General features: G+C 69.4%; 14 protein-coding genes. 3 read left to right on the top strand and 11 right to left on the bottom strand.

What is annotated here, in order from left to right:
* Positions 1-67: 67 nt before the first annotated feature.
* From NQV15_RS18015 to NQV15_RS17990, 6 genes are all read right to left on the bottom strand, one after another.
* Positions 68-2,059 carry a M1 family metallopeptidase gene (locus NQV15_RS18015; protein WP_232402443.1) on the bottom strand — a complete coding sequence of 664 codons (1,992 nt, stop codon included), beginning with the start codon at positions 2,057-2,059 and terminating at the stop codon, positions 68-70.
* A gap of 142 nt (positions 2,060-2,201) precedes the next feature.
* Positions 2,202-3,485, bottom strand: coding sequence for an ABC transporter substrate-binding protein (locus NQV15_RS18010; protein WP_232402441.1), 1,284 nt, complete (start codon positions 3,483-3,485; stop codon positions 2,202-2,204).
* A complete protein-coding gene (locus NQV15_RS18005; RefSeq protein ID WP_232403454.1) occupies positions 3,478-4,557 on the bottom strand; it encodes a branched-chain amino acid ABC transporter permease in 1,080 nt (359 codons plus the stop codon). Before NQV15_RS18005 ends, NQV15_RS18010 begins: the two co-directional genes overlap by 8 nt.
* A gap of 2 nt (positions 4,558-4,559) precedes the next feature.
* Entirely contained in the window at positions 4,560-5,438 is an 879-nt protein-coding gene (locus NQV15_RS18000) for a branched-chain amino acid ABC transporter permease (RefSeq protein ID WP_232402439.1), read from the bottom strand.
* A gap of 3 nt (positions 5,439-5,441) precedes the next feature.
* Positions 5,442-6,158, bottom strand: coding sequence for an ABC transporter ATP-binding protein (locus NQV15_RS17995; protein ID WP_232402437.1), 717 nt, complete (start codon positions 6,156-6,158; stop codon positions 5,442-5,444).
* The gene (locus NQV15_RS17990) at positions 6,155-6,976 is read right to left on the bottom strand and encodes an ABC transporter ATP-binding protein (RefSeq protein ID WP_232402435.1); all 822 of its coding nucleotides are present in this window, start codon (positions 6,974-6,976) and stop codon (positions 6,155-6,157) included. Before NQV15_RS17990 ends, NQV15_RS17995 begins: the two co-directional genes overlap by 4 nt.
* A gap of 100 nt (positions 6,977-7,076) precedes the next feature.
* Here NQV15_RS17990 and NQV15_RS17985 point away from each other — a divergent pair, with 100 nt between their 5' ends.
* Positions 7,077-7,670 (top strand): TetR/AcrR family transcriptional regulator, encoded by a 594-nt coding sequence (locus NQV15_RS17985; RefSeq protein WP_232402434.1) that lies wholly within the window; start codon positions 7,077-7,079, stop codon positions 7,668-7,670.
* 54 nt (positions 7,671-7,724) lie between these two features.
* On the opposite strand, the gene NQV15_RS17980 is transcribed toward NQV15_RS17985, so the two are convergent.
* Together NQV15_RS17980 and NQV15_RS17975 are read right to left on the bottom strand one after the other, a co-directional pair.
* Positions 7,725-8,804, bottom strand: coding sequence for an inositol-3-phosphate synthase (locus NQV15_RS17980; RefSeq protein WP_232402432.1), 1,080 nt, complete (start codon positions 8,802-8,804; stop codon positions 7,725-7,727).
* 22 nt (positions 8,805-8,826) lie between these two features.
* Positions 8,827-9,387, bottom strand: a complete 561-nt coding sequence (locus tag NQV15_RS17975) for a PadR family transcriptional regulator (protein ID WP_232402430.1) — start codon at positions 9,385-9,387, stop codon at positions 8,827-8,829.
* 216 nt (positions 9,388-9,603) lie between these two features.
* Between NQV15_RS17975 and NQV15_RS17970 the strand changes: the two genes are divergently transcribed.
* Positions 9,604-11,907, top strand: coding sequence for a transglycosylase domain-containing protein (locus NQV15_RS17970; protein ID WP_232402428.1), 2,304 nt, complete (start codon positions 9,604-9,606; stop codon positions 11,905-11,907).
* A gap of 9 nt (positions 11,908-11,916) precedes the next feature.
* Here NQV15_RS17970 and NQV15_RS17965 read toward each other — a convergent pair whose 3' ends face one another.
* Positions 11,917-12,963: an alanine racemase gene (locus NQV15_RS17965; protein WP_232402426.1), complete on the bottom strand. Its 1,047-nt coding sequence runs from the start codon at positions 12,961-12,963 to the stop codon at positions 11,917-11,919.
* Entirely contained in the window at positions 12,960-14,096 is a 1,137-nt protein-coding gene (locus NQV15_RS17960) for a lipid II:glycine glycyltransferase FemX (protein WP_232402424.1), read from the bottom strand. The genes NQV15_RS17965 and NQV15_RS17960 overlap by 4 nt, the downstream gene beginning before the upstream one ends.
* A gap of 87 nt (positions 14,097-14,183) precedes the next feature.
* On the opposite strand from NQV15_RS17960, the gene NQV15_RS17955 reads away from it, so the two are divergent.
* The gene (locus tag NQV15_RS17955; protein WP_232402422.1) at positions 14,184-15,062 is read left to right on the top strand and encodes a siderophore-interacting protein; all 879 of its coding nucleotides are present in this window, start codon (positions 14,184-14,186) and stop codon (positions 15,060-15,062) included.
* Positions 15,063-15,069: 7 nt separating this feature from the next.
* Here the strand turns inward: NQV15_RS17955 and NQV15_RS17950 are convergent, their stop codons facing one another.
* Positions 15,070-15,507: an HNH endonuclease gene (locus NQV15_RS17950; protein ID WP_232402421.1), complete on the bottom strand. Its 438-nt coding sequence runs from the start codon at positions 15,505-15,507 to the stop codon at positions 15,070-15,072.
* Between the last annotated feature and the right edge of the window lie 43 nt (positions 15,508-15,550).

Here is a 15,550-nt window from a genome sequence, read left to right as displayed (position 1 = left end):
ACCCCGCTGGGCCTGACGTTCTGACCGACACGCACGGCGTGTCGCCGTCAAAACGTCAGGCCCAGCGTCACTTGACCCTGGGGGACCTCGCGCTGAGCTCGCTGCGGCGGCCGTACCCGGCCTTGGTCGAGGTCACCCGGACCCGGATCCGGTCGCCCTTGGCGCTGCGGGGCACCCGGAACGAGCCGTCGCGGCCCCCGCGGGCGCGGTGGCCGTCGACGTACCAGGTGTAGGACAGTCTCGTCCCGGTGTCCCAGGTGCCGGGTCGCACCCGCAGCACCCGGTGGACCTTCGCGGTGCCGGACATCCGCGGCCGTGGATGCCTGCTCTGCGTGCCGCGGGTGATCGCGCCGGTGCTCGGGCTGGTGGTCGACGCCCGGGCGAAACCGACGCTCGTGCCGGTCACCCGCACGGAGATGCGCCGACCGAGGGCCGCCGGTGTCAGGACGTATGAGGCGCCGGTCGCCCCGGCGATCCGCGTGCCGTCCGCGAACCACTGGTAGGTCAGCCTCGTGCCCGGCTCCCACGAACCGGTGCTGGCGGTGAGGGTCTGCCCGACCTCGCGGGCGCCGGAGATGCTCGGCCTGGGCGTGGACGACCGCTCGGCGGGCCACGCCGGCTTGTCGGCGTCGTACGCCCAGTCCTGGTAGAACGCCGTGAGGTCCAGGCCGGTGACCCGCTGCGCGAGAGCGATCCAGTCGGCCGTCGAGCCGGTTGCTCCTCGGCGCGTGGCGATCCAGGTGGACATGATGGTGGCGAAGTCGTCATCGCCGATCGTCGTGCGCAGCGCCTGCAGCGACTGGGCGCCCCGGTTGTAGGTCTGTCCCCCGAACAGGCGCGCCGGATCGGTGAATCCGGCCATGGGCGTCGTGTACGTCGGGCTCGTCGGGGACGTCCGGCTCCACTGGTCCCGCAGGGTGGCGGCGGGCGTCTGGTCGGTGCGGCCGGTGTCGAAGGCGTACTGGGCCTCCACGAAGGTCGCGGGTCCCTCGGCGAGCCACAGATCGGACCAGTCGGTCACCGACACCGCATCGCCGAACCACTGGTGGGCCAGCTCGTGCACCAGGGTCGACTCGTCCAGCTCGCCCTCGAAGAAGGGCCGGTCCTGGGTCTCCAGGGCATAGCCCACATCGGTGTTGTCGACCACGACACCGGTGCTGTCGCCCGGATACCGGCCGAACCGGCTCTCCAGGTAGTTCAGGATCGGACCGAGCTTGGCCCGCTCGGCCTCGACCGCGTCCAGCGCCGGGCCGGTGATGCCGGCGTCGATGAAGCTGTGCTCGGTGATCGTGCGGCCTCCGCTGAGCGCGATCGTGCTCTCGCGCACCGCGAAGGCGCCGATCGACACCAGCGACAGGTAGGTCGCCATGGGTTGGTTCTGCTGCCATCGCCAGGTGGTCGTGTCGCCGTCGGCGACCGTCGAGACCAGCCGGCCGTTGCTGGCCGCCGCCGCGGGCGAGCCGTTGATCGTCGACGGGATCGTCAGTGCGATGTCGAAGGTCGCCTTGTCCCGGGGGGTGTTGTTGTTGGGGAACAACGTCATCGCCCCGACGGGCTCGTTGACGAAGCTCGCGCCGTCACTGGTCGGGATCCAGCCCTCCGACGACCCGTCCGGATCGACGTGGGTGGTCGGGACGCCCGAGTAGGTGACGGTCGTCGTGAAGTCGCCACTGACCGGCTGGGCCGGCGTGACGACCAGCTTGTACTTCGTGGCGTCCGCGTCGATGATGCGCTCGAAGGAGGCCGGGACTCCGTCGACCGTGACCGAGCCGATCGTCAGCCCTTCGAAGTCCAGCGAGAACGACGACAGTGGACGCGGTGCGGAGGCGTCGATGGTCGTGGTCGCCTCGACTGCCTTGGAGGTCGCGTCGTAGTCGAGGGCGATGTCGTAGTGCCTGACGTCGTAGCCGCCGTTGCCGACATTCGGGAACAGGGAGTCGCCGGACGTCTGCGCGCCGGCGACGGGATCGGCCGCCACCGCCGGAGACACCCCGCCGAGCGACAGCACCAAGGCTGCCGCCGCGCCGATGACCAAGGACCTGTGACGTGGACTGATCATGCGGACCCCCTGGGCCGGTGCGCCGAGATGGCGACCGTAACCCCGCTCCGGCCCGGGCGGCAACCGGCTGAGCCCGCTGGGCCTGACGTTCTGACCGACACGCACGGCGTGTCGCCGTCGAAACGTCAGGCCCAGCGTTTTCTTACTTGGTGGGGATGCCGTCCTTCGGCGGGGTGGTCGCACCCTCCGTGTACTCCTTGACCGGCGTCTCGCCGTCGTCGGTCGCGTAGACCGGTCCGAAGTAGTCCTGGGTGGTGCCGGTGATCTTGGCCATCTGGGCGCCGCCGTAGCCCGAGTGGTCGTCCTTGGAGAACCGCAGGCCCATCAGCCCGGGCCCGTCGAGACCGCCCTCCTCGATCGTGTCGATCAGGGACTGGCGGGTCAGCTCCTTGCCGTTCTGCTGCAGCGCCTGCACGAACAGGTAGCCGACGGTCATGCCGTAGACGGTGTTGCCGGTGAACGGGGCGCCCTTGTTGTAGTCCTCGTTGATCTTCTTGAACAGCGTGATCCACTCGTTGTCGTCATCGAACTGCGACGGCAGGTAGTTCGTGCTGAGGAATCCCTCGAGCAGCGGGGCGGCCTCACCGAGTGCACCGGCGACCGTCGAGTAGTCCGCGCCGACCGACGTGCTGATCCACTGCGGCTTGAACTGCAGCCGCGCCGCGGTGCCCACGGCCAGGGCGGTGAAGCCCGGAACCGTCGCGAGCGAGACGACCTCGCAGCCGGCCGCCTTCAGCTTGCCGATCTGCGGGCCGACGTTGGTGTTGCTGGTGACGTACGACTGGCGCTCCTTGACGCCGTCCTCGCCCAGGACCTGCGTCAGGCCCTTGAGGGTGTCCTCGCCGAAGTCGTCGTCCTGGCCCAGGAAGCACACGGTCTTGTCGGCCAGGTTCTCCTTGATGTAGGTCGCCTGGACCTTGGCCTCGGTCGTGTAGTCGGCCTGGAAGCCGAAGGTCGTGGGGTACTTCTCGGGCTGGTTCCAGCTGCGGCTCCCCGAGGCCACGAACAGGTCGGGGACCTTGTTGGTCTTCAGGAAGTCCAGCACGCCGGTGTGGGTCGGCGTCCCGAGGCCGTTGACGACGGCGAAGACCTTGTCCTTGAGCACGAGCTCGCGGACGACCGACTGGGTGTTCGCCGGGTTGTAGCCGTCGTCCTTGACCTTGTAGGTGATCTTGCGGCCGTGGACCCCGCCCTTGTCGTTGACGTAGTCGAAGTACGCCTTGGTCGCCGGGGAGATCGTGGAGTACCCCGCGGCGGCCGGACCGGTCAGCGGCATGTGCGTGCCGACGAGGATCGAGTCGTCGGTGACGCCCGGCGTCGAGGCTGTGGCGGAGTCACTGCCGCCACCGCAGGCTGCGAGGGTGCCGATCAGGCTGAGCGAGGCGACCGCGACGAGCGGCCGCCGGAGATGACGTGAGCTATGCATCGATGAACTCCGAACTGGTTGGGGTGGTGGTGGGTTTGCGGGACGGGGTGGATCGGTGCGTGAGCGACGTCAGCAGGCCCTGCAGGCCGCGCGGGAAGACGATCGTCACCAGGATCAGGACCAGGCCGAACACGAGCAGCGGCAGATTGCCGTCGAGGCGTTCCGCGAGCTTCGGGGACGAGCCGATCGCGTCGGCGAGCGAGGCGGTGAGCTCGGGCAGGGCGACCAGGATCAAGGCGCCCCAGACCGCTCCCGCGAGGTGGCCGACGCCGCCCACGACCACGGCCATCAGGAGGAACAGGCTGAACGAGAGCGAGAAGGCTCCCGGCGACACCGACTGCGTCAGGACCGCCAGCACGCCGCCGCCGAGGCCGGCCGCCGCGGCGCTGGCCACGAAGACGATGACCTTGGTCCGGCCGACGTCGATGCCGGCGAGTCGGGCGGCCACCTCGTCGTCACGGACGGCCCGCATCTCGCGTCCGAGGCGGCTGCTGGCCAGGTTCGCGAGCAGGAACATCGTCAGCAGCGCGGCACCGCAGGCGATCCACGCCTGCCAGCGCTCGAGCGGGAAGTTGATCCCCAGGCCCACCGGGGCCGGCTCGACCAGCACCGAGAGTCCCTGGTCCCCGCCGAGCTTGCCCGAGAAGGTCGTGGTGATCGCCGGGACCACGATCGTCAGCGTCAGGGTGAGACCGGCCAGGTAGGGGCCGTGCAGCCTGGCCCCCGCCAGTCCGATGATCCCGCCGATCACGCCACTGGCGAGGACCGCGGCGATCATCGGGACCACCAGCAGCAGCGGGCCGGTGGTGCCGCGGTCGCCGAGCTCGGTCGCGGCGAGGGCGTAGGCATAGGCTCCCGTCGCCATGAGGGCGCCATGCCCCAGTGACAGCTGCCCCGACAGCCCGACCAGGACCGTCAGACCTGCGGTCGCGCACAGGTAGGCGGCCACCGTGGCCAGCTGGTAGTTGCGGTACGGGGACAGTGCGAAGGTCACGGCGACGATGCCGGCGGCACCCGCGAGGGTGACCAGCAGGTGCCTGACGAGGGTGTGGTGCTGCAGGCGCTCGAGCATCCTCACACCGCCCTGGCTGCCGCGCGGCTGAACAGCCCGGCCGGTCGCAGGAGCAGCACCCCGGTCAGCAGGCCCAGGATCACCACGGCGGAGATGTCGCTCCCGGAGTAGCCGCTGACGTAGGACAGGACGAGGCCGATCCCCAGCCCGCCGACCACGGCGCCGACCGGGCTGTCCAGCCCGCCGACGACGGCCGCCGTGAACGCGTAGACGAACACCAGATCGGTCGAGTGCGGATGGGCGCCGAGCTCGGTCGGCACGATCAGCAGGGCAGCCAGCCCGCCGACGGCCCCGGCGAGTCCCCAGCTCAAGGTCAGCATGCGGCCGACGTCGACGCCCAGGAGACGGGCCATGTCAGGGTTGAACGCGGCGGCGCGCATCGTCAGGCCGATGTCGGTCCGGGTGAACATCCAGCCCAGCCCCGCCATGACCGCCACCACGGTGGTCAGCACGAAGATGTCGTACGGGGACAGCAGTGCCTGGTCGCCGATCGTCAAGGGCTTGCGACTGAACGGGATCGCCATCGGGCGGTAGGTGCTGCCGTAGATGATGCCGAGGACCGCCTGGATCACCAGGACGACGCCGAGCGCCACGATGACCGCGTTCAGCGGCCGGCTCGCGTCGACGTGCCGCATGACCAGGCGTTCGGTCCCGGCACCGATGACCAGGCCGCTGAGCGTCGCGGCGACCAGGCCGAGCCAGTACGAGCCGGTGGACGAGGTGACGCTGTACGCGACGAACGTCGAGGCCGCAGCCATCGCGCCCTGCGAGAAGTTGACGAGGCGGGCCCCCCGCCAGATCAGGACGAGCGCCAGCGCGAAGGCGGCGAACACCGCCCCCCGGGAGATCCCGTCGATGGTCAGGAAGACAAATCGGTCCATTGCTCAGAACCCCAGGTAGGCGTGGCGGAGGTCGTCGTCGGCGGCGACCCGGTCGGCGGCGTCGTCCACGACGACACGGCCCAGTGAGATGACGACGGCACGGTCGGCGACGGACAGGGCGCTGCGGACGTTCTGCTCCACGAGCAGCACCGTCAGCCCGGTGTCGTCGCGCAGGCGGCGCAGCAGCGCCATGATCTGCGCGGTGATCTTGGGTGCGAGCCCGAGTGACGGCTCGTCCAGCAGGAGCAGGCGGGGCCGTCCGACCAGCGCGCGGGCGATCGCCAGCATCTGGCGCTCGCCGCCGGACAGCTGGTGGCCGGGGCTGGTGCGCCGCCTGGCCAGCGGCTCGAACAGCTCATAGACCTCGGCGGTGGCCCGCCGGGCGTCCGTCTTGTCCTTGCGCCAGACGTGCCCGAGGCGCAGGTTCTCCTCGACCGTCAGCTCGGTGATGACGCCCCGTCCCTCGGGCACGTGCGCGATGCCTCGGCGGACCAGGTCCTCCACGCGGGTGCCCCGCAGCTCGGTGCCGTCCCACACGATCGATCCGGACTCCGGCCGGACCAGGCCGGACAGGGCCCGCAGCAGCGTCGTCTTGCCGGCGCCGTTGGCCCCGACGACCGCGGCGATGGTCGCGGCCTGCACGTCCAGGTCGATGTCGTGGAGCACGGCAGCGGCGCCATATCCGGCGGTCAGGCCACGAACCTGCAGCAGCGCGCTCACGAGGACGGGACCTCGGCACCCAGGTAGGCCTCGGCGACGGCCGGGTCGTCGCGCACCTGGGCCGGCGTTCCGGTGGCGATGACCTTGCCGAAGTCCAGCACGACCAACGAGTCGCAGACCGACATCACCAGGTCGACGTGGTGCTCGACGAGCATCACCGAGCACCCCCGTCCCGGCAGGCTGGTGATGAGCTCCGCGAGCTGCTGGACGTCGTCGTGGCTGAGTCCGCCGGCGGGCTCGTCGAGCAGGACGAGTCGTGGATCGCTGACCAGGGTGCGGGCCAGCGCGACCCGCTTGGCGACCGCGTACGGCAGGGTCGAGGGGAAGGCGTGGAGGTGATCGCCCAGGCCCAGCTCGTCGGCGAGCGCCTCGGCCCGGTCGCGCAGCGCTCGATCGTCCCGATCGGCGCGCGGGAGGGCGAGCAGGCCGGACCAGAATCCGGAGCGGGCGTGGACACCGGCGCCGGTCATGATGTTGTCCAGGACGTCCAGGCCCTCGAACAGGCCGAGGCCCTGCAGGCTGCGGGAGATGCCGTGGCGGGTCAACCGGTGCGGCCGCGGCCGGAACGGGGCCCCGTCCAGGCTCAGCCGCCCGTCCTGGGGCGTGGTGAACCCGCACACGACGTTGAACAGCGTCGTCTTGCCCGCACCGTTGGGTCCGATGACGCCGACGATCTGGCCCTCGGGTACCTCGAAGCCGACCTCGGACAGGGCGGTCAGCCCGCCGAACCGCACCGTGACGCCCTCGACGAGGAGGTGGGCCCCGGTCCCGGCGGCACCACCGAACCGCCCGGGTGTGATGTGGGTCTCCAGATTCATGCACACAGAGTGTATGTTTTCGCCAGCCACGTCAAGCACCTGGTCAGGGCGGTTCGCCACACGCGGCCATACTTGGCTCGGCTCGAAGGAAGGACGATCGATGAGCGATCAGCGCCGGCACAACACCGACGGGCGCATTGCCCGGGGCGAGCGCACCCGTGAGGCGATCGTCGCCGCCCACACGGCACTGCTGCGCGAGGGCGTGCTCAAACCGACCGCCAAGACCATCGCGGAGCGGGCAGGTGTGTCGCTGCGTACGGTGTGGCTGAACTTCAAGGACATGGAGGCGTTGTTCGCCGAGACGACGGCCTACTGGCAGATGGCCGATCTCGAGCTGCGCGAGGACATCGATCCCGGGCTCCCGCTGGAGGACCGGATCGATGCGTTCTGCGCGCAGCGGGCCCGGCGGCTCGAGCACCTGGCCCCGGCCGCGCGGTCGGCGGCGCTGGGAGAGCCCTTCTCGCCGGCGCTCGCACACAGCCGGCAGGTCCACGTCGAGCGGGTCGAGAGCGATCTGGCGGCGACATTTCGCCCCGAGCTGGCGGCCAGGACCGACCGAGATGTGCTGGCCAGGGCCCTGTTCGTCGCCGCGAGCTGGCCGACGTGGTCGAGCCTGCGCGATGACCTGGGGCTCGACGTCGACGAGGCGGCCGCCGTCGTGTGCCACACCCTGCGCGTCCTGCTGCGGACATGACGAAGGGCCGGCACCCTCGCGGGTACCGGCCCTTCGTCATGGGTCAGGCTGAGCTCAGCGCTCGAGCTCGCCGGAGATGTACTTCTCGAGCATCTCGCGGCCCAGCTCGTCGGGACGCTGCTCCGGGGGCGACTTCATCAGGTACGACGAGGCCGACAGCAGGGCGCCGCCGATGCCACGGTCCTTGGCGATCTTCGCCGCACGGATGGCGTCGATGATGATGCCGGCCGAGTTCGGGGAGTCCCAGACCTCGAGCTTGTACTCCAGGTTGAGGGGGACGTCACCGAAGGCGCGTCCCTCGAGGCGGACGTAGGCCCACTTGCGGTCGTCGAGCCACTGGACGTAGTCGCTCGGGCCGATGTGGACGTTCTTGGCGCCGAGGTCGTGGTTGATGTTCGAGGTCACGGCCTGCGTCTTGGAGATCTTCTTGGACTCCAGGCGCTCACGCTCGAGCATGTTCTTGAAGTCCATGTTGCCGCCGACGTTGAGCTGGTACGTGCGGTCCAGCACGACGCCGCGGTCCTGGAACAGCTTGGCCATGACGCGGTGCGTGATGGTGGCGCCGACCTGGCTCTTGATGTCGTCGCCGATGATCGGGACGCCGGCGTCCTCGAACTTCTTGGCCCAGTCGGGGTCCGAGGCGATGAACACGGGCAGGGCGTTGACGAACGCGACCTTGGCGTCGATGGCGCACTGGGCGTAGAACTTGTCCGCCTGCTCCGAGCCGACCGGCAGGTACGAGACCAGGACGTCGGCCTGGGTGTCCTTGAGGATCTGGACGATGTCGACGGCCGGGGCGTCCGACTCCTCGATCGTCTCGCGGTAGTACTTGCCCAGACCGTCGAGCGTGTGGCCCTTCTGGACGATGACACCGGTCGGGGCGACGTCGGCGATCTTGATCGTGTTGTTCTCGCTGGCCTGCGTGGCCTCGGCGAGGTCGAAGCCGACCTTCTTGGCGTCGACGTCGAACGCTGCCACGAACTCGATGTCGTTGACGTGGTACTCGCCGAACTTGACGTGCATGAGTCCGGGGACGTTGCCGTCGGGATCAGCGTCCTTGTAGTACTCGACGCCCTGAATCAGGGAGGTGGCGCAGTTGCCCACGCCCACAATTGCTACGCGTACCGAACCCATGGGTTCTCCTTCTTGAGATGAATTACTTCTCGGTGGTGGTGGTCTCGGGGATGTCAGCGTCGGGATAGCCACCCGAGCGCTCGCGGTCGATCAGCTCGGTCAGCCATTTCACTTCGCGCTCGACTGACTCCAAGCCGTGACGCTGCAGCTCCAAGGTGTAGGAGTCGACGCGATCACGCTTGCGCTGCCCGGCCTTTCGTACGTTCTCGAGCCGCTCCTCCAGGCGGCTCCGGCGACCCTCGAGGATTCGCACCCTCGAGGCGGCGTCGGTGCGCGCGAAGAATGCGAACCGGACGCCGAATGTCTCGTCGTCCCACGTCGAGGGACCGGAGTCCTCCAGCGTCTGGGCGAAGTGTTCCTTGCCCTCGGCGGTGAGTCGGTAGACGATGCGGGCACGCCGGCCACGGCCTTCGGGCTCCACGGTCTCGTCGGCCACGATGTAGCCGGCCTTGCCGAGAGCCTTGAGCGCCGGGTACAGCGTTCCGTAGGAAAGGATGCGACCCCAGCCCAGCAGGGCGTTGACCTGCTTGCGCAGCTCGTACCCGTGCATCGGGGCATCGTGCAGCAGTCCGAGGACTGCCACCTCAAGTGCCGCGCCGCGTCGTGTCATCCCAGTCCAGACATAGTGTTGCCGTTGTTATATCGAAACGATACATCGAAACGTCATGTGCGAGAAATGTGGCGCGGCGTGACACTGGACACCGATTCGGCACTCGGTTACCGGTTCGTCCGGTACGTTCGGCACACTTGAGCGACGGAGGACCCGCTCCACGGGTCCCGTACGGAGGTAGACGGACCCTTGGCAGCACAGCGAAAGCGCCCCTCGACGACCAAGCGACCCGCCGCCAAGCGACCAGCGACATCCCGGACGACTGCCGCGAGCCGCAGCAAGAGCGGTGCCGGCAAGAGCGCAGCCAAGAACGGCGGCAAGGGTGGCGCGCTGCGTGGATTCGGCCGCCGGGTCGGCGGCCAGGGACCGTGGTGGGCCCGGGCGCTGCGCTGGTTCTCCTTCGTGGGCGTGACCGGCATCCTCGCCGCCGCCGCGGCGTTCTTCGTGCTCTACCAGACGATCAACATCCCCGACGCCAACGCCGACTTCCAGACCCAGACGACCCAGGTCTACTACTCCGACGGCAAGCACAAGATCGGCGAGTTCGCCCTGCAGGACCGCGAGAACATCTCGATCGACGAGATCCCGGCCTCGATGCAGGCCGCCGCGATCGCAGCCGAGGACCGCAGCTTCTACACGAACCGCGGCATCGACCTCAAGGGCATCATCCGCGCCGTGCGCGACAACACCACCAGCGGTGAGATCCAGGGCGGTGGCTCGACCATCACCCAGCAGTACGTCAAGATCCTCTACCTGACCCAGGAGCGCTCGTACACGCGCAAGGTCAAGGAGGCCATCCTCTCGATCAAGATCCACAACCAGCTCAGCAAGAAGGAGATCCTCGAGGGCTACCTCAACACGATCTACTTCGGCAACGGCGCGTACGGCGTCCAGGTCGCCTCGCAGGACTACTTCGGCAAGCCGGCCTCGGAGCTGAACTACGCGCAGTCGGCGCTGCTGGCCACGATCATCAACAGCCCCGGCTACTACGATCCCTACGCCGAGAACGCCCAGTCGCGCATCCAGCCGCGCTTCAACTACGTCCTGAAGGGCATGGTCAAGTCCGGCGCGATCACCAGCGAGGAGGCCGCCAAGTTCTCCGACAAGCTGCCGTCGGTCAAGCCCAAGAAGGACCTCAACCGCTTCGGTGGCACCAAGGGATTCCTGCTCGCCGCGGTCAAGGACCAGATGACCAAGCTGGAGTTCACCCCCTCCCAGATCGAGGGTGGCGGTCTGCGGATCGTGACGACCTTCGACTACGAGGACCAGAAGGACGCCGTCGAGGCGATCAAGCTCAACCGTCCCGCCGACCGTCCCGAGCTGCACCCCGCCCTGGCCTCGATCCAGCCGGGCACGGGCGCCGTGCGCGCCATGTACGGCGGGCCGGACTTCCTCAAGAGCCAGCAGAACTGGGCGTTGCTCCCGACCCAGCCCGGATCCACGTTCAAGGTCTTCGCGGTCGTCGCTGCCCTCGAGAACGGCTACAGCCTGAGGACGACGCTCAACGGCAACTCGCCGCTGCGCGACAAGGACGGCAAGCAGATCACCGAGAACCAGGGCGAGACCGGCACCAGCTCATTTGGCCAGATCCCCTTGTCGACCGCGACGGCCAAGTCGGTCAACACTGCCTTCGTCGACCTCACCATCCAGATGGCCGGCGGCATGGACAGCGACTGGGCCAAGGGTGCGGACAAGGTGCTCAAGGCCGCGAACCAGGCGGGCATCCCGAGCTCGATCACCGACAAGTGGGCCAAGGTCGCCAACGTGTCGCTGGGCACGAACCCGGTTCCCCCGATCGACATGGCCAATGCCTACGCGACGCTGGCCGCCGACGGCAAGCGCGCCGACTGGTACATGGTCGAGACCGTCAAGGACTACCAGGGCACCGTGCTGCACGAGCACGAGGTCAAGACCAAGCAGACGATCCCCAAGGACGTCGCGGCCGACACGATCGCGGCGATGCAGGGTGTCGTCAGCGCCGGCAGCGGCACGAATGCCCGCACGATCTGCCCCACCGCGGGCAAGACCGGAACGGCGACGGCCGGCGAGGACGAGGACCAGCACGTGTCGTCGTCGTGGTTCGCGGGCATCACCCCGAAGCTGGCCACGGCGGTCATGTACAACCGAGGCGTCGGCAACGAGGACCTCGAGGGCTACATGGTGCCGTTCTTCGGCGGCCAGATCCCGGCCAAGACGTTCAAGGCGTACATGGACCGGGCCCTGGATCCCTCGGACTGCGGCACGTTCCCGCGGCCGGCGAACATCCAGGCCGAGAAGGGCACGACCTACGTCGCGCCCAAGCCCAAGCCGAAGAAGACCGAGAAGACCAGCAAGCCCAAGCCGGAGCGGACCACCCCGACCCCGACGACCCCCGCGCCGCCCGCGCCGGAGCCGACCACCCCGCCGGTCCCGGAGCCGGTGCCGACGACGCCGCCCACGCAGCCGACGACGCCCGCGCCGCCGACGCCGCCGACGCCGCGAACGGGGCCGTAGCCCCCGGCCTCAGCGCAGGTTGATGGCGTCGAACGTCGCGGTGGTGAAGCGCACCGCGACGTCGACGCTGTCGCCGACCGCGGGGGCCTCGACGTCGCCGGGCAGGAAGACCATGCTGGCCTGCATGTGCGGGGGCTCGGCGAACCAGCGCTGCTTGCCGCCGATCCGGAACGGCGACAGGGACAGGCCGGCCGCCTCCAGACCGCCCTTGGCGAGCTGCTTGCCGCGTGCCACGACCCCCGACACGGCCTTGGGCGACTCCAGGCCGATGCCGTGGCTCGTGCCGCCGGCGATGATCAGCAAGGTGCCGTCGCGCGGCATCGCCCGCTGGCGGTAGCCGATGTGCTCGCCGCGCGCGACGAGGTGCGAGTCGATCACCGTGGCGCGCACCGACAGGGCACCGAGGTCGCCCAGCCACAGCGAGGTGCCGATCCGCGGGCGGATGTCCAGGTGCGGGCGCCGTGCGGACAGGGCGCCGACCTCCCCGGGTGTCAGGTGCGAGACGTACAGCGTGGTGGTCTCGACCTGGGACGCCTCCAGCGCCGCGGCCCAGCGTTCGGCCTCACCGTAGTTGCCGCCGGGAGCCACCGAGCGCAGCGGCAGGTGGATCGCGAATCCCTCGACCCGCAGGTCGCCGAGCACGGCCACGGCTGCGGCCAGCTCGTGCCGGTCGAAGCCGTGGCGCGCCATCGAGGTCTCGCCCTCCAGCAGGACGCGTGCGCCAGGCGCCGCGGCGGCCAGCGCGGCCACGTCGTCGACGCGTCCGAGGGTGTGGATGACGCGGTCGTCGATCACGGCATCGACGAAGAACGGCCGCCACGGCGTCAGCACCATGACATCCCCGTCGAAGGCGGCCAGTGCGGCGGGCACCTCGTCGTACGTGCCTACCGCGATCGTGTCGACTCCCAGGGCCGTCGACTCGCGGCACAGCAGGTCACGACCGAAGCCGTAGCCATTGCCCTTGATGACCGGGACCAGGCGGGGGCGGGTCTCGGTGACGGTTCCCAGGCTGCGACGCCAGCGTGCCGCGTCGACGTCAAGGTCGAATCCACTCATCCTCGTCTCCTCATGTACGTCGTGAAGCCGAGGTGGAGGGCGCGGTTGAGCGGGAGGTCCCACTCGCCGAGGTACTCCACGGCCTCTCCGCCGGTGCCGACCTTGAACTGGATCAGCCCGACGTGGGAGTCGTCCGGGTCGAGCGTCTCGGTGATGCCGCGCATGTCGTACGTCGTGGCGCCGGCGGCCAGCGCGTCGCGCATCATCTGCCACTGGATGGCGTTCGAGCCGCGCACGTCCCGCTTCTGGGTGGTCGAGGCGCCGTACGAGTACCAGGCGTGCTCGCCGACGCGCACCATCGTGGTCGCGGCGACGAGATCGCCCTCGTGGCGGGCCAGGTACAGGACCAGTCGGTCGGGCTCCTCCGCGCTCAGCGCGTCCCACATCCGCTGGAAGTACGACAGCGGACGCGGGGTGAAGGAATCGCGCTCGGCGGTCTCGGCGTACACGCGGTGGAACTCGGCGAGGTCGTCACGCGAACCGGTCGTGACCTCGACGCCCGCCTTGGCGGCCTTCTTGATGTTGCGGCGCCACAGCTGGTTCATGCCGGCCAGCAGATCGGCCTCGTCGCGTCCGGCCAGCGGCAGCTGGAAGTTGAACTTCGGCTGGCCGGCCGAGAACCCGCCCTCGGTCGGGATCTCCTTCCAGCCCAGGGCCGACAGGGTCGCGCGCAGCTCGATGGCCGCCTCGTCCCGCTCGTCGGCGGGCACGTCGGACAGCGAGCCGAGCACGGGATCGGCGATCGCCTGCTTGATCGTCGCGGCGCGCCAGCGTCGGGTGATGACCGGCGGCCCCATGCGGATGCCGAAGGCGCCCTGCTTCTTCAGGTGGGCGGCCATCGGGGTCAGCCAGCGCGCGACGTCACCGTCGGACCAGTCGATGTCGGGGCCCTCGGGCAGGTAGGCCAGGTACCGCTTGAGCCGCGGCAGCTGCCGGTAGAGCACCAGGGCGGCACCGACGATCGTGCTGCCGTCGAACCAGCCGATCGACTCGCCACGCCACTCGTTCTTGACCTGCGCCCACGCGGGGGTCTGCAGAAAGCTGACGGAGGGGCGGCTCCGCACGAAGTCGAGGTGCTCGGCAGCGCTGATGGGGCGGACACTCAGGGGGACGAGGGGGGGTTCTGACGTCACCGCACCACGCTACCAACCGTCGACGGGTCCACCGGGGTGCCAGCATCAGTTAGCCTTGCCTAAGTCGGAATCTATGGAAGGTCTCCCGTGAAGACAAGCACCGCGACGGTCCTGGGACGTCGGCAGCGCTCCGCGCACCTGGTCACCGTGACCTTGGGCGTGACGGGCTACACCTCCACCGGCATCCCAGACGAGTACGTCCGCGTCATGATCCCGCCGGCCGGCGCGGCGCTGGCCCTGCCCGAGATCGACGAGAAGTGGAACATCTCCTACCCGGAGGGTGCCGTCGAGCCCGACTTCCGCGTGTACACGGTCACCGACCACCGGACCGTGGACGGCCGGACGAGCATCGACCTGGACATCGCCCTGCACGACCAGGGCGTCGGCTCGGACTGGGCGCGCACCTGCCGTCCCGGTGACCAGGTGGGCCTCGTCGAGCCGCACGGGCTGTACGCGGCGCCCGCCGGCGTCGGCTGGCAGCTGCTGGTCGCCGACATCACCGGCCTGCCGGCGATCGCGCGCATCCTGCGTGAGCTGTCGCCGCAGCAGAAGGTGGCCGTCCACATCGTCCTGACCGATCCGGGCGACCGGATCGCGCTGCCGAGTCCCGCCGATGTCGACGTGACCTGGCAGGTCGTGGCCAAGGACACCGACATCTGCGAGGCGCTCGCAGCAGCGGTCACCTCCCGCGAGCTGCCGGACTCCGACCGGTACGTCTGGCTCGCCGGCGAGGCCCGCTCCAGCCGCGCGGTCCGCAAGCACCTGCGTCGCGAGCTCGGGTGGTCCCACGCGGACTTCTACACCTGCGGCTACTGGCAGATCGAGGCCGAGAAGTGGAATGCCCGGTACGAGCAGGTCGCCGAGGTCGTCGTGCAGAAGTCGGCCGAGGCCCAGCGTGAGGTCGGCGCCGACCAGGGCGCCTACCTGGACGCCCTGGACGACATCTACGAGTCGGTCGGGCTCTGAGAGCCGGTCAGTCGCGGACGACGTACCGCGGCTGGGCCGGGACCACCAGCAGGGTCATGCCCGCCTCGGTCGGCGTGCGGTTGGCCTTGCGGTGGTTGCAGCGGATGCAGGCGGCGACCGCGTTCTCCCAGGTCAGGGTCCCGCCGCGGCTGCGCGGGACGATGTGGTCGACGGTCTCGGCCTTGCCGCCGCAGTAGGCGCACATCTGGTCGCGCGCCTTGATCGCCGATTTGGTGCACAGGTTGGAGCGCCGGTGCATCCAGCGGGTCACGACGTAGCGCACCAGCCGCAGCACCTTGGGGACCGGGAACGGGCCGAACGAGCCACCGGCCTCCTCCTCGATGACGGCGACCTCGCGCACGAGCATCTTGATGGCGTGACGCATGGAGACGCGCTGCAGGGGCTCGTAGCTGGCGTTCAGCACGAGAACGTATGCATCCGTCATCCCGCACCGCCTCCCGACGGTAGAACCTGAGCCGAGCGTAACC

Source organism: Aeromicrobium wangtongii, from assembly GCF_024584515.1.
Taxonomy (GTDB): Bacteria; Actinomycetota; Actinomycetes; order Propionibacteriales; family Nocardioidaceae; genus Aeromicrobium; species Aeromicrobium wangtongii.
The sequence above is the reverse complement of the archived record's forward strand: the minus strand, read 5'-3'. Positions and strand labels throughout refer to the sequence as shown.